The sequence below is a fragment of the Arsenicibacter sp. R0_47 genome (genome assembly GCF_057652235.1).
In genome coordinates this window covers 133,726-146,996 of record NZ_JBYFCJ010000018.1, presented here as the reverse complement: position 1 = coordinate 146,996, position 13,271 = coordinate 133,726, and the positions used below count along the sequence as shown (strand labels likewise).

Genomic DNA, 13,271 nt, shown 5'->3' with positions numbered 1-13,271 from the left:
CCGTTCGACTTGCATGTATTAGGCCTGCCGCTAGCGTTCATCCTGAGCCAGGATCAAACTCTCCATCGTAAATAATTGTGACAACTTCGTTGTCGTGCTTTTCAACCGTTCTGTATCAGAACCGTTAAGCTATTGTTGCTGACAATTTGTCAAAGAACGTTTGCCGGAACCGTTGTTCCGACATGGTAGTTAAACTGTTGAAGCCCTAGCGGCTTTTTCTTTTTCAACCGTTCCCGTTAATTGGGAGTGCAAAAGTAGTACTTTTCAAATTCGTTGTCAAGTGTTTTTCAAAATATTTTTTTTAACTTTTATTTCGAAATTCAGCTTGTCAAACGCCGTATCAGGATAACTCTTTCGTGTCGGCTGCGTTCCCTCATTTGGGAGTGCAAAATTAGTATTTTTCAAATTCGTTGTCAAGTGTTTTTCAAAATATTTTTTTCGAATCTTTCGAAGAACAACTTGTCAATTTGTGGCGTCTTTTCTGCTTTCGCTTTGTTTTTCAGCCGTTTCCCTCATTTGGGACTGCAAAGGTAGGGTATTTTTCACCCTCTTGTCAAGTACTTGTCTAAAAAAAGTTCAAACTATTTATCATCCGCTATGCTAACAGGCTGGTTTTACGCCGGTTAATCCCCGAAAAAAAACCAGCTTTTTTTTGCCTGCATCAGCCTTCGTCCTGATTCAAAAAAATTGTATTTTTCCGCTATAGACGGACGTTAACTATACAGGATATTTGGCCGTTTTCAGTTATTATATAGTATATCTCCCGTCAAAATATGAGATCCCCGAAAATAAGAGCGCGATCATGCTTTGATGGCAGAATATTATCCAATATGATTTAGTATCTTTTTTATGAAAATACTGCACACCGCAGACTGGCATCTGGGCAAAAAGCTTTTTGATAAATCCCGCGCCCAGGAGCAAAAAGACGTACTGGAAGAGATTATTTCCATTGCCGATACGGAACAGGTTGATCTGATTGTTATCGCCGGAGACCTTTTTGACACGTTTACACCCTCCGCAGAAGCCGAAGATCTGCTGTATAGTACCTTAAAAACACTATCGGATGGTGGCCGGCGACCGGTTATTGCTATTGCCGGCAACCATGATAACCCTGACCGTATCGAGGCGCAGGATCATTTTGCCCGTGAATGCGGCATTGTTTTCACCGGATACCCGACCACTATCGTCAATCCGTTTCAGTTAAGCTGTAATGCACGGGTAATCCGGACCGCACCCGGGTTTGTCGAACTTCAGCTACCTGAGCATGCTGCTCCGGTACGTATTTTACTGACCCCATATGCCAATGAGACCCGGATGCGCCGGTTTCTGGGTATCGAACAGGCCGATGATGAGCTGCGGCAACACCTCCATGCGCACTGGCAGCAACTGGCCGATCAATATATGGATGAGCAGGGCGTCAATTTGCTGGTTGCACACCTGTTTTTTATGAAGCGGGGCGGCGAGCAACCCGAAGAGCCCGAAGAAGAACGCAGCATTCTGCAGGTAGGGGGTGCATCCATGATCTATACTGATCTGATTCCGGCCCAGGTGCAATATGCCGCCCTCGGACACCTGCACCGCTATCAGTCGCTGGGGGGCGGCCCCTGCCCTGTTATATATAGTAGTAGTCCGCTGGCCTATAGTTTTGCCGAGGCTGACCAGCAGAAATACGTTATAATAATCGATGCAGCACCCGGGGTGCCGGTTTCGTACAAGCCGGTTCCGATTACAAAAGGGCGGCGGTTATTACGGAAGCGGTTTACACAGCTGGCTGACGCCATCGACTGGCTGACGGCCAACCCGGACTGCTTTCCGGAGGTAACGCTGCAAACAGAAACGTATCTGACCAGTGAGGAACGCCAACAACTGGCCCGGTCTCATGACCGGCTGGTGGCTATCATTCCGGATATCCGGCCCGAAGCGGGTGAGCCGCTAACAGAACCGGCAAGTCCGGGGATTGATCTGACCCAATCCATGACCGACCTGTTTATCGGCTATTTCAAAACACAAAAAAAGAATCAGGTACCCAACGACCGTTTGCTGGACCTGTTTAAAGAAGCATTAAACACAACCATTGAATGATTCCGGTTCGATTGGCCGTTCAGGGTTTATATTCTTACCAGGAACGGCAGGAAGTAGATTTCCAGAAATTAACAAATACCAGTCTGTTCGGTATTTTCGGGCAGGTAGGCAGTGGTAAGACCTCGCTGCTGGAAGCAATCAGCTTTGTGCTGTATGGCGAAACCGAGCGGCTTAACGGCCGGGACAACCGTCAGTATAATATGATGAACCTCAAATCGGGCCACATGGTCATTGACTTTGAGTTTAGGGCGGGCGCCGGCCATGAACTGTATAAATACGTTTACGAAGCAAAACGAAACGCTAAAAAACATCAGGAAATAAAAGCCGGCGAGCGGCGGGTCTTTCAGTGGCAGGAAAACAGCTGGGTGCCGGTTTCGATTGAGCGGGAAGACATCAGCCAGTTTACCCAACAGCTGATCGGCCTCGACTACGATAACTTTAAGCGTACCATTATTATCCCCCAGAACCAGTTCCGCGAGTTTCTGGAGCTGAGTCCGAAGGAGCGTACGGATATGATGAGCCGGTTATTCCAGCTCAATAAGTTTGATCTGTCAGCCCAGGTGGCCGGACTTGAGAAGAAAAACAATACCGAACTTGACTTCGTTAAGGGGCAGCTCGATGGTCTTGGCCAGGCCTCACCCGAAGCCATCGACGAGGCATTAGCCCTGATTCAGCAGGTTACGGCTGCCATTGAGGCGCTTGAGCGGGATATTTACGCGCAAAAAAAGCAGGAGGAGCAACTAATCAGCCTTAAAAAGCGGCATGATGAACTGGCCAAAGCACAAGAGGAGTTAACCCGTCTCGATGGTCAAAAATCCCGTTTTGATGAACTGCGGGGCCGGATACATCAATACGAACAATGTCTGATCCTGTTTAAACCACTGCTGGTGCAACTCTACCAGCTAACAGATAAGCAAAAGGCAGTCGATAAAGACCTCGGAGCGCTGCAACAGTCACTGTTAACAGCACAGCATACGCTGACCACCCGTCAGGAAGCTTATGAAAAAGCAAAGATTACCTACGAGCAACGGGACATTATTCAGGCTAAGATTGACGAACTTGATACAGTTGTACTGATTCAGAATAACCGGAACGCAATCTCAAGGCACGAAAAAGACCTGGCGCTTTTTAAAAGAGATATAGACAGCATCACCCGTGAGATTGACCGGCAAGCCGGCCGGCAGCAGGAACTACAGACGCAGATCGCAGCATTCAGTCAGGAGGAATCCGGGATTGACCGGCTGAACGAGATCCGGAACTGGTTTACGGCTTACCGTCCGCTACAGGAAAAAGTCGATGACTTCGACCGCAAAATTGCCGGCAATGAAAAAGCGCAGGAACAGATTAAACAGCGGAAAGACGATGCGCTGCACGGATTTCCTGCTGAATGGGCTGACCTGCCACTAAAAGTGCTGCCGGATACCATTGAAGAAGCACTTGTTAAACTGAAAAGCCAGCGCGACGAACGCAGACGGTCTCTGGACGATTTACTGCTGAAACAGCATCTCCAGCGTTACGCGAATGCCCTCGCCGACGGCAAACCTTGCCCGTTGTGCGGTTCGGAACACCATCCGGCCGTTCAGCAGGATAATACAATTGATGATGAAGTAGCTAAGGCTGAGGGATTACTGGCCCGCTGGGAAACCCGCCTTGAACAAACCATAAACCTGAAAGCAACGGTTACAGGACTTTTGGGGGAAATTAAAACGGTGTTCGGGCAAACCAAACAGCTTATCAATGAGAAGGCAGAAGCTGTAAGAGCGAAAAATGAGCATGAACAGCTATTTATCTGGCAGGACTTCACAACCGGCCAGGAGCAGGAAGTCAAGCAGGCCCTGGTCCGGGAACAGCAGAAGCAGAAACAGCTTGGCGAAGCGCGTAAACAGTTTGATACTATTAATGACCAGCTGACCAGGGCCGAAAAAGACCGGTTTGCCTTATTGACCAGACAAACCGAGACAGTTACGGTTATCGCCAGTCTGCGGGACACCATTCAGGAACAGCTGAGCACACTCCGGCATTTCCGCGAAAATCAGATTGCCGTGCTGGATATCAGGGAAATCAGTGACCTGAAGGATAAGTTAACGGCAGAGTATCAACGGGCGAAAAATCAGTATGACTACAGTAGTCAGCAACTGACCAGTGCCAGGCAGGATAAAGCACGGCTCGACGGGCAACTGGATGAGCTCACCAGACAGCAACAGAGTCTGCAAACTGAACTGACCCTGACCACTACAGAACTGGATCAGGCCCTAACCGAACATGCATACGACCGGCCGGCAGTTGAGCAGATTCTGCGGGCAAACCTGAACGTTACCGATGAACGGAAAAAGCTTGACGATTTCTATGCCACCCTGGAAGCCTGCCGCCGCGCCGTGGAGAGCCTCACTAACGAACTGACCGGCCAGCCGTTTGACCCAGACCGCTTACAGGAAATTACAGAGAGGCTCCGGCAGATGCAGCAGGAGAATAACACGCTGCATCAGTCGTTGGGTACGAAACAAAATGCCCATAAAGAGCTGGTTCAGCAGTGGGCGCTGAAACAGACTATTCAGCAGCAGTTCGATGCCCTGTCCCTGCGGCAGAAAGACCTGAAAGAGCTGGAAGGCCTGTTCCGCGGTCAGGGGTTTGTGAAATACGTTTCGACGGTGTATCTGAATGAGCTTTGCCAGACCGCTAACGAACGGTTTATGCGGCTGACGAAGAATCAGCTCCGGCTTGAATACGATGATAATAACTTTATCATCCGCGATTTTCTGAACGGCGGCAAAACCCGCCTGGCGAAAACGCTGTCGGGCGGGCAGATGTTTCAGGCGGCCTTGTCGCTGGCCCTGGCCTTATCGGACAATATCCAGCACCTGACCCAATCCAAGCAGAACCTCTTTTTTCTGGACGAAGGGTTCGGCAGTCTCGATAAAAACTCGCTGGAAACAGTATTTGACACCCTGAAATCGCTGCGGCGCGAAAACCGGATTGTGGGTATTATCTCACACGTTGAAGAACTGCAGCAGGAAATTGATACCTATATCCGGACTGTACATTCAGAACATGGCAGCGTAATCAAATGCAGCTGGGACTGATTTTGTCTGTATCTGACCCATGGAACGTTCAGCCGCATATATGACCGTTCCACCGTTCCGGGAAGGCGCTTCATCCGAAATTAGTTTCGATTTACTTGCTTATGCAACATTTTTGGGCGGAAAAGCGTATACCAGAATATGTGTATTTCATATTGCAGCCAACTACCATGAACACACGAACTATCGGGCAGCAGACAGCCCCTATCGCTGAAATTGAACGCATACTTACCCGCAAATTTTTTGTCCGGCCGGACACATTCCGGCCCGATTATGATTTGTTCAGGCATTTACATTTGTTCCGTACTGACTTTTTAGAGCTACTCAATTATGTAGAAGACCGTTTCCGCGTTGAGTTACATGATGAGGAAGTGGATCAGGTTCGCACAGCACGTCAATTGAGTGATCTTGTTTTACAACATCTGGAGGTAGAACACGCTTAATTTTACAGACACCAAAAACAGAAGGCGGGGCGCTCCGGATTACCGGATGCCCCGCCTTCTTCCGTATCGGTCAGGCAGGATTACTGCTGATTCTGCATCATCTGCATTACTTCTTCCGAAACACCGGTCATCGCAAAACCACCATCATGGAACAGGTTCTGCATGGTTACCATCCGCGTAAAGTCAGAGAACAGCGAAACCACGTAGTTGGCGCAGTCTTCGGCCGAGGCGTTGCCCAGCGGGGCCATGCTGTCGGCAAAACCGTAGAATTTATCAAAACCACCGATGCCCGACCCTGCCGTTGTAACGGTCGGCGACTGGGATACAGTGTTTACACGCACTTTCCGGTATTTACCATAGTGGTAGCCAAAGCTGCGGGCAATTGACTCCAGCATCGCTTTCGCTTCGGCCATATCCGTATAGAACGGGAAGGTCCGCTGCGCGGCCATGTACGTCAGGGCAACAACCGATCCCCACTCGCTGATGGCATCCATTTTATAGGCCGTCTGCATCATTTTGTGGAACGACAGGGCTGAGATGTCAACACTCTGCTTGAACCAGTCGTAGTTCAGGTCGGTATAGGCGCGGCCTTTCCGGATATTCGGGCTCATCCCGATTGAGTGCAGCACAAAATCAACTTTGCCACCCAGCACTTCCTGCGACTTTGTGAAAAGGTTTGCCAGGTCGTCCGTAGACGTTGCATCGGCCGGAATGATTTCCGCTTCACAATGCTCAGCCAGTTGTTTGATCGCACCCATCCGCATGGCGATCGGGGCATTCGTCAGTGTGAAGGTAGCACCTTCTTCCTTTGCCTTCAGGGCAACCTTCCAGGCAATTGATTTTTCGTCGAGGGCACCAGAGATGATACCGCGTTTTCCTTTGAGTAATCCGTAAGCCATTTGTTTAATGTATAATGGAAAATGAATAATGAATAATGAAGGGCGTTCTACTCCACCATGTGGTCTTTATTGTCCATTGTACATTATTCATTGTACATTGATGAAATCGGGTCAAAGGTAATTACTTTTTTCCGGCTAATGCGAATTTCGTAGCGGGCGGGGCAACCGGTTGCAGGTGAATGACCTCCTCCAGAAACCGCGCGGTCGACTGATAGACAGCGTCAAGCGCCTTTGAGGTAAAGTGTGAACAGATCACATGGGCACCGGCGTCGGGGAAAGCCTGTTTTCGTTTCAGGGCAGCCGGCGTACCCAGTGCCCCGTACATTTCCTGCATCGCGGCCACTGATACCACTTCATCCTGATGCTCTTCGTCTTTATAATAATATCCCATGAAAAGGGGTTGCTTTACCTTAGCAAATGTTTCCGGTATCATATAGGTGTCCAGCATGGTTTGCAGCGTCAGGAAACCATTGATGTGGTATCGGGTCAGCCAGTACTGCGCGCGGTCGGGCTTGTATTTCGTCACTACCACATGATTGCCCAGCAATACGGTCTGCCCGATTTGCCTGCCCCACGGCCCTGTCACTAGTTTTAGTGCCGGAACGGCCACGGCCATGCAGGGAGAATACAGCACAATACCCGCCAGATCGGGATGTTTAGCCGCCAGACAAAGGGCCAGCATGCCGCCTGCCGAGGTACCGATCACAATTACCTTATCACCCAGCGCCCGCCCGATGGCCAGTGCCTCTTCGGCCGATGCCAGGTACCGCGCCGGTGTCATGTTCTCCATGGCATCGGGCGATGCCAGACCGTGTTCATAGGTCCGCGCCAGGTACAGGTTACAGCCGAAGGTTCCGGCCAGTTGCCTGTGTACCGGATCGCCCTCGGCCCAGCTTGCCGCAAACCCATGGATATATACTATACTGTACGGCGTTCTGGTTTTCCGGTTACTGTCGGCCCACACGATCCGCGCCTGATTGTCGGGTTTAAGGCCGGCTTTCGCTTCTGAGGCGGCAATCTGCCGGTCAAGTCTGGCCAGATCGGTCTCCACCGGCACGGGCCTGATTTGCTCGTCAGGGAATGAGACTTTGGGCCCAAGCACATAGCCTATCCCCAGCACAGCCATCAGGATACCGGCCCGTTTAAGAAAGCGTTTCATAGCGGCTTAGCTGTATTCTTTAATGTCCATCCGGATCCGCCAGTCTTTTGGCAGGTAGTTGTTCACGCGGTTGCCGACGCCCTTAAGCCAGCCAAGGTTCAGTCCTTCGTAGCGGGCCATGATCCAGCCCCGGACGGCTTCGTCCAGTACCAGGTTCTCTTTTTTGAAGTAATGCAGTGCCTGCTCACGGCTCAGATCAACACCGGCCACGTCTGCCCGGATGGCGGTACTAAGCGCCAGCGAATGCGAAGGAATAAAGTCAGTCCCCTTGAACAAGCCCATATCGAGGCCAAACCCTTTGTTATGGAGCGCCGCATCAATCAGAATCAGGTCTTTTTCGAGCGCCTTCGGTATCGCCAGTACATCCTGATTCGGTTTCTGCCAGTAGGAAAACCCGTTTTCGTCGGTCAGGAAGCTTTTTGCCTGTCCGGTTTCCCGGGGCCGGAGCGGCTTGAGGTTTTTGAAGCCGCGTGGTGGCTGCCTGTTAGTATGATAGTCGGCTGTTTTTTTACGGAATACGCTGATAAAGAACCCTTCCCCTTTTACCCGGTGCGGATAACACTGGTAGCCGACCGCCTTACCAACCGGTTTTTCAACAACCTGCCAGGCAGCCGGTAAGGATAGTGGCAGGCAGTCGAAGCCGTTTTCAGTGAGCCATTGCAGGTTTTCGGTATTTTCAGCATCATTATAGGTACAGGTGCTATAGATCAGCACGCCCCCCTCATCAATCAGCGGCGCGGCGGCAGTCAGGATACGTTTCTGACGGCCGGCACAGAGCTGCACACTCTCCGGCGACCACTCCTGCATGGCATCCGGATCTTTCCGGAATAACCCCTCGCCCGAACACGGCGCATCGACCATCACCAGGTCAAAAAAGCCGGTCAGGGCTTTAAAGTCTTCGGGGTCATGATTGGCCACGACCACATTCGGGTAGCCCCATTTTTCGATATTCTCCCGCAACACCGGCACCCGCGTCCGGATTACTTCATTACAGACCAGCAACGAGTCGGGATGCAGGATTGAGGCCATGAGCGTACTTTTTCCGCCGGGAGCCGCACACAGGTCGAGCGCACGGATGGGATAGTTTGTTTTCACCGTCTGCCGCATGGCCTCGGCCAGCAGCATCGACGATGCCTCCTGTACGTAGTAGGCTCCGGCCTGAAACATCGGATCAAGGGTAAATACCGGACGTTCGGGCAGATAAAGACCATCAGTACACCACGGAACTGTTTCCGTACCGGCTGTTTTAAACCCTCGTTTTCGTGGATTAAGGCGAATGCTGACAGGCGTTGGTTCACTCAGGGCGGCGACAAAGGCGGGGAATTCATCCCCTAATTGCGTCCGCATAGCTGCCTCAAACGCAGCAGGAAGATTCGACACGTTCATGGCACAAAGGTACTCTTTTGTAAAACGGTTTGGTAATCTGTTTCTTTGCACACAATCCAATCAACTTGAACCGGAGAGCTTTCTCCAGTGGCTTATGAATCAATTAACGGAGCGTTTTAGCCGCATCAAAACCTTTATTTTCGATGTCGATGGCGTACTGACCGATGGTAGTGTAAACTGCATGGCATCCGGCGAAATGTATCGTACGTTTAATATTAAGGATGGGTATGGCATCGAACAGGCGCTTAAGGCGGGGTTCAAGATTGCCATTATCTCGGCCGGGAATCAGGAAGGGGTCCGCAAGCGGCTCGAATTCCTGAAAATCAAGGACATTTTTATGGGTGGGCCAACCGATCAGAAGATCAATGTCTATCTGGGTCTGATGACGCGCGACAGCCTGGTGGAGGACGAGATCCTGTACATGGGCGACGACCTGCCCGACTACCAGATTCTGGCGCGTCCGGCCCTCATCAGTGCCTGTCCTGCCGATGCCGTCGACGAAATTCAGTCGGTCTGCGACTACATCTCACCCAAAGGCGGAGGCCAGGGCGCGGTCCGGGACGTCATTGAGCAGGTAATGAAAGCCCAGGGCAAATGGGCGGCGTGGCTGAAATAAAGAGTGAAAGAGTGGGCCGCTGAAGCGGCCAAAGAGCGAAAGAGCGACGGTGGCCTTTGGCTGAATACCTCTATCTCACCTAACCATCCCTTATCAGGAAACATCCATCATTCTCACCACCTCACCGGTGTCGGTACAGGTGTCGAGGAGGGTCTGGTTTGTTTGGTGCAGGAGCGGGTGAATACCGTCCGGTGCTACCTCGGCCAACGGTACCAACGTAAACCGGCGGACGTGCAGGTACGGGTGCGGCAATGTAAGCCGGTCAGTCTGGCAGATAAGCTGATCGTAGTAAAGCAGGTCAATATCAATCAGGCGGGCACCCCATTTCTCGTGGCGCACCCGGCCCAGCTCCTGCTCAATGGCCTGTGTGTTGGTCAGGACCAGCTCCGGCTCTTCCGATGTGTCAACGGCCAGCACCTGATTGAGGAACGCAGGCTGATCGGTCAGCCCCCAGGCCGCCGTCTCGTAAAAGGCCGATGCGCGGGTTACCCTGCCGATACGCTCACCGATCAGCGTACGGGCGTGTTGCAGCGTGGCAAGCCGGTCGCCCAGATTGGCGCCCAGCAGAATAAAAACAGTATGCATGCCCAAAGGTAATACCGTAGCGGTTCAGCTAGGTATAGGCAGGCGTTTTCCGGGAAAACAACCCGACAATGGCCATTACAAAAGCACTGGCAGCACCCAGCCCCGCAATCACCTGAATCGACAGCGTCGGCTGCTCGACCGCAATGGCGATATAGGCCCAGACAAACACCAGAATATAGGCGACATCGCGGTACCGGTTAAAAAGGTAGGCTCCGATCAGGATCCCGACCACCAGTATGCTCAATGCCCAGCCGACTTCGGGCAGGCTGGCCAGACTAAAATCGGTAGCTTTCAGCAAGACCGTTACGTTCAGGATCGTCGCGACGGTCAGCCAGCCGAAGTAGATCGAGAAGGGCACACGGGCCAGCCACGTTTCCGTCGCGTTGACCGGTCGTGTCCGTATTTGTAAGGCGTCAATCACTTTCCAGAGACTGAGCAGCATGGCCAGAATCACCAGCACCGATACACTGATCCATTCCTGATTAAAGATGGGGCTCCAGATAGCATTCAGAAACCCGTTGATGATAACCCAGTGACCGGCCGCGCGGAACCGGGGATTATGCCGTTGGGAAGGCAGTGCCTGATAGACTGCAAAACCGATCAGACCCAGAAAAATGATTCCCCAGATCGAAAAGGCATAGCCTGCCGGCGTAATCAGCGTGTGATATTTGTTGGAAACATCGCCGTTGGTCTGGCCACCAAAAGCACCGGTGTTCGACAGGTAGTTCATGAGAAGCAGTGCAACCACGCTCACTACCACTAAAATCTGACGTAGTTTATCGTTCAACATAAAAAAAGCCATTAGCTGATTTTTACTCAACTAATGGCTTTCGGGTTATGTTCGGGCAATTTCCCGTGTTTCTATTATAGGGGTAGGCTACATTGCGTCAACCGTTGTCCTGTAACCGGATCAATATTCCAGAATCTTAAATTCTGTCCGGCGGTTGCGCTGGTGCTCCTCTTCGGTTTTCGCGTCTTTTACGATCAGTTCGGTCTCGCCATATCCTTTGGCCGTGATGCGTTCAGCATCAATGCCTTTCGAGATGATGTAATCTACCGCCGATTTGGCCCGGTTCTGCGACAGCTGCTGGTTATAGGCATCGCGGCCCCGAACGTCGGTATGAGAGCCCAACTCAATTTTCAGCGTCGGGTTATCCTTCATGATCGTTACCAGCTTATCGAGCTCAAGGGCCGCATCAACCCGAATGTTGAACTTGTCGTAATCGTAGTAAATGTTTTCGAGCACAAACGTTTTGTTCAGCTCCAGCCGATCCAGCAGCAGGTCAACCGTAAATGTGGTGTCGGTTTCGGCTTTTTTCAGGAAGATCTCCGGAATCCGGCGCCCCTGCATCGTAAACGGCTCCCGTTTGGCCAGGTACCCGCGACGTTCAGCCAGAATAGAATAGTCTTTGCCTTCCTGCAACGGATATTTACCGAATGTACCAGGCTTGCCTGTAGTACCTTCTGCAATCGCCTCACCGGTTGATTCGTCAAAAATGCGGACCCGTACGGAATCCAGCAGCACCGGCGCTTCTTCTTTTGCCGATACGGTACCAGCCAGGAAGTAGTGAACGATTTTTGGAGCACCCGCCGGCGGCGTATTCTTCACAATCGTAGTCGAATCTTCCTGTACCGAGGTATCGTTGATAAAGTAGATATCATCATCGCCCTTACCACCGGTCCGGTTTGAGGCAAAATACCCCTGTCCGTCATCGAAGAACATCAGGCCGAAATCGTCGGCCGGGGAGTTGATCGGCTGTCCGAGGTTTTCGACGCGGATAACCCCCTGCGAGCGGGTAGCAACAAAAATATCCAGCTTGCCAAGGCCAGGATGGCCGTCTGAAGCAAAATACAGCTTTCCGTCACTCCCTACGTACGGGAACATTTCGTCGCCCGGCGTATTGATATCGCGGCCCATATTGACCGGACGGCTGAAGCGGCCCGAGGCATCAATATTGGTCCGGTAGATGTCGATGCCACCGGCACCGCCGGCGCGGTTCGACGCAAAGTAAAGTGTCCGGCCGTCGGCAGAAAATGCCGGAGAGCCGTCCCAGGCAGTAGAGTCACTGACGGGCAGGCGGATCGGTGCGCCCCATGCTCCGTTCGCATCCTGACGGCTGACAAACAGATCGACATCGAGACCGCCTTTTTTCTTCCCGTTATTGCCGCGGGCAAACACCATCACCTTACCGTCTTTCGAGAACGTGGGTGTCCCTTCGTTAACATCGCTCTGAAATACCGTGTTGCTGAATACCTGCGCACTATTGCCGGTTTCATCCGGATTCTGGCCCAGTTTTATTTTATACAGACCCAGCATCGGCTGGCCGTTGTTCTTATAAATCTGGTCTTTGCGCGACGCCGTAAAAATCAGTTCCCCGTTGCGGGCCATCGGCGAGAACTCGGCACCGGCCGTATTCAGTCCACCCATGTTTTTGATCTCATAGGGGGTCTTCTTCGACGCAATGATATCGATCGCTTTCAGCGTTTCGATTTCACGGCGGGCCTTATCGGCAAAAACCTTACCCGACGGCTTACCGTCTACGTACTGCTGCAATTGCTGCAGCGCTTCCGGATAACGGCCCTGCGCTTTCAGGGCGTAGGCGTAATGGAAGCGTACGTCGGGTTCAATGGTACCGGCGTCGATGGCTTTCTGGTAATAAGGTGCAGACTCGGCAAAGCGGTTCGATAAACGGTACGACTCCCCCAGGTAATAATTTACCCGTTTGGGATCAAGGTCGCCCTTGTTGGCCTTTTCGAACTGCGCCAGAGCCAGGTTATATTCACCGGCATCGTAGTAGTGCACACCCTTTTTGTAAGCCTGCATGGCCGAATTACAGCCAGCCAGGCCAGCTGCCATGCCTACTGCCAACAACCAGGTATAGGAAGTACTGATTTTCATGTCGTTTGAAGAAGGAATCAACCGATTTTGCCCAAGATACATAAAACCGGGCTGGCCTGGTTTATGTTGTCTTACATTTAACGATTGAAAACAAAAATTAGTCTGAGTGACGACAGCGAATACTT

The 13,271-nt window shown here is 51.7% G+C and carries 10 protein-coding genes and 1 rRNA gene; 4 read left to right on the top strand and 7 right to left on the bottom strand.

What is annotated here, in order from left to right; all coding sequences use genetic code 11:
* A 16S ribosomal RNA gene (locus tag AC23NW_RS24505) occupies positions 1-69 on the bottom strand; the annotation flags it as partial.
* A 780-nt stretch (positions 70-849) separates the two neighbouring features.
* Here AC23NW_RS24505 and AC23NW_RS24500 point away from each other — a divergent pair.
* The 3 genes from AC23NW_RS24500 (at position 850) to AC23NW_RS24490 (ending at position 5,602) form a co-directional block, all read left to right on the top strand.
* On the top strand, positions 850-2,082 hold the full coding sequence (locus AC23NW_RS24500; protein ID WP_487452762.1) for a metallophosphoesterase family protein: 1,233 nt from the start codon (positions 850-852) through the stop codon (positions 2,080-2,082).
* Positions 2,079-5,162: an AAA family ATPase gene (locus tag AC23NW_RS24495; protein WP_487452761.1), complete on the top strand. Its 3,084-nt coding sequence runs from the start codon at positions 2,079-2,081 to the stop codon at positions 5,160-5,162. The genes AC23NW_RS24500 and AC23NW_RS24495 overlap by 4 nt, the downstream gene beginning before the upstream one ends.
* A 167-nt stretch (positions 5,163-5,329) precedes the next feature.
* A complete protein-coding gene (locus AC23NW_RS24490) occupies positions 5,330-5,602 on the top strand; it encodes an acyl carrier protein (RefSeq protein WP_293835488.1) in 273 nt (90 codons plus the stop codon).
* 80 nt (positions 5,603-5,682) lie between these two features.
* On the opposite strand, the gene AC23NW_RS24485 is transcribed toward AC23NW_RS24490, so the two are convergent.
* The 3 genes from AC23NW_RS24485 to AC23NW_RS24475 all read right to left on the bottom strand — a co-directional run bounded on the left by AC23NW_RS24485 (position 5,683) and on the right by AC23NW_RS24475 (position 9,046).
* Positions 5,683-6,501 carry an enoyl-ACP reductase FabI gene (locus tag AC23NW_RS24485; RefSeq protein WP_293835490.1) on the bottom strand — a complete coding sequence of 273 codons (819 nt, stop codon included), beginning with the start codon at positions 6,499-6,501 and terminating at the stop codon, positions 5,683-5,685.
* Positions 6,502-6,622: 121 nt separating this feature from the next.
* Complete coding sequence (locus AC23NW_RS24480) at positions 6,623-7,660, bottom strand: alpha/beta hydrolase (protein WP_487452758.1); 1,038 nt, start codon at positions 7,658-7,660, stop codon at positions 6,623-6,625.
* A gap of 6 nt (positions 7,661-7,666) precedes the next feature.
* Positions 7,667-9,046 (bottom strand): methyltransferase RsmF C-terminal domain-like protein, encoded by a 1,380-nt coding sequence (locus AC23NW_RS24475; RefSeq protein ID WP_487452756.1) that lies wholly within the window; start codon positions 9,044-9,046, stop codon positions 7,667-7,669.
* 94 nt (positions 9,047-9,140) lie between these two features.
* Here AC23NW_RS24475 and AC23NW_RS24470 point away from each other — a divergent pair, with 94 nt between their 5' ends.
* Positions 9,141-9,662, top strand: a complete 522-nt coding sequence (locus AC23NW_RS24470; RefSeq protein WP_293835496.1) for a KdsC family phosphatase — start codon at positions 9,141-9,143, stop codon at positions 9,660-9,662.
* 93 nt (positions 9,663-9,755) lie between these two features.
* Here AC23NW_RS24470 and folK read toward each other — a convergent pair whose 3' ends face one another.
* From folK to AC23NW_RS24455, 3 genes are all read right to left on the bottom strand, one after another.
* Positions 9,756-10,247: a 2-amino-4-hydroxy-6-hydroxymethyldihydropteridine diphosphokinase gene (gene folK / locus AC23NW_RS24465; RefSeq protein WP_487452754.1), complete on the bottom strand. Its 492-nt coding sequence runs from the start codon at positions 10,245-10,247 to the stop codon at positions 9,756-9,758.
* 28 nt (positions 10,248-10,275) lie between these two features.
* Positions 10,276-11,037, bottom strand: a complete 762-nt coding sequence (locus AC23NW_RS24460) for a TspO/MBR family protein (RefSeq protein ID WP_487452752.1) — start codon at positions 11,035-11,037, stop codon at positions 10,276-10,278.
* A 120-nt stretch (positions 11,038-11,157) separates the two neighbouring features.
* Positions 11,158-13,146 (bottom strand): CHU_0125 family OmpA-like outer membrane integrity protein, encoded by a 1,989-nt coding sequence (locus tag AC23NW_RS24455; RefSeq protein ID WP_293835502.1) that lies wholly within the window; start codon positions 13,144-13,146, stop codon positions 11,158-11,160.
* Between the last annotated feature and the right edge of the window lie 125 nt (positions 13,147-13,271).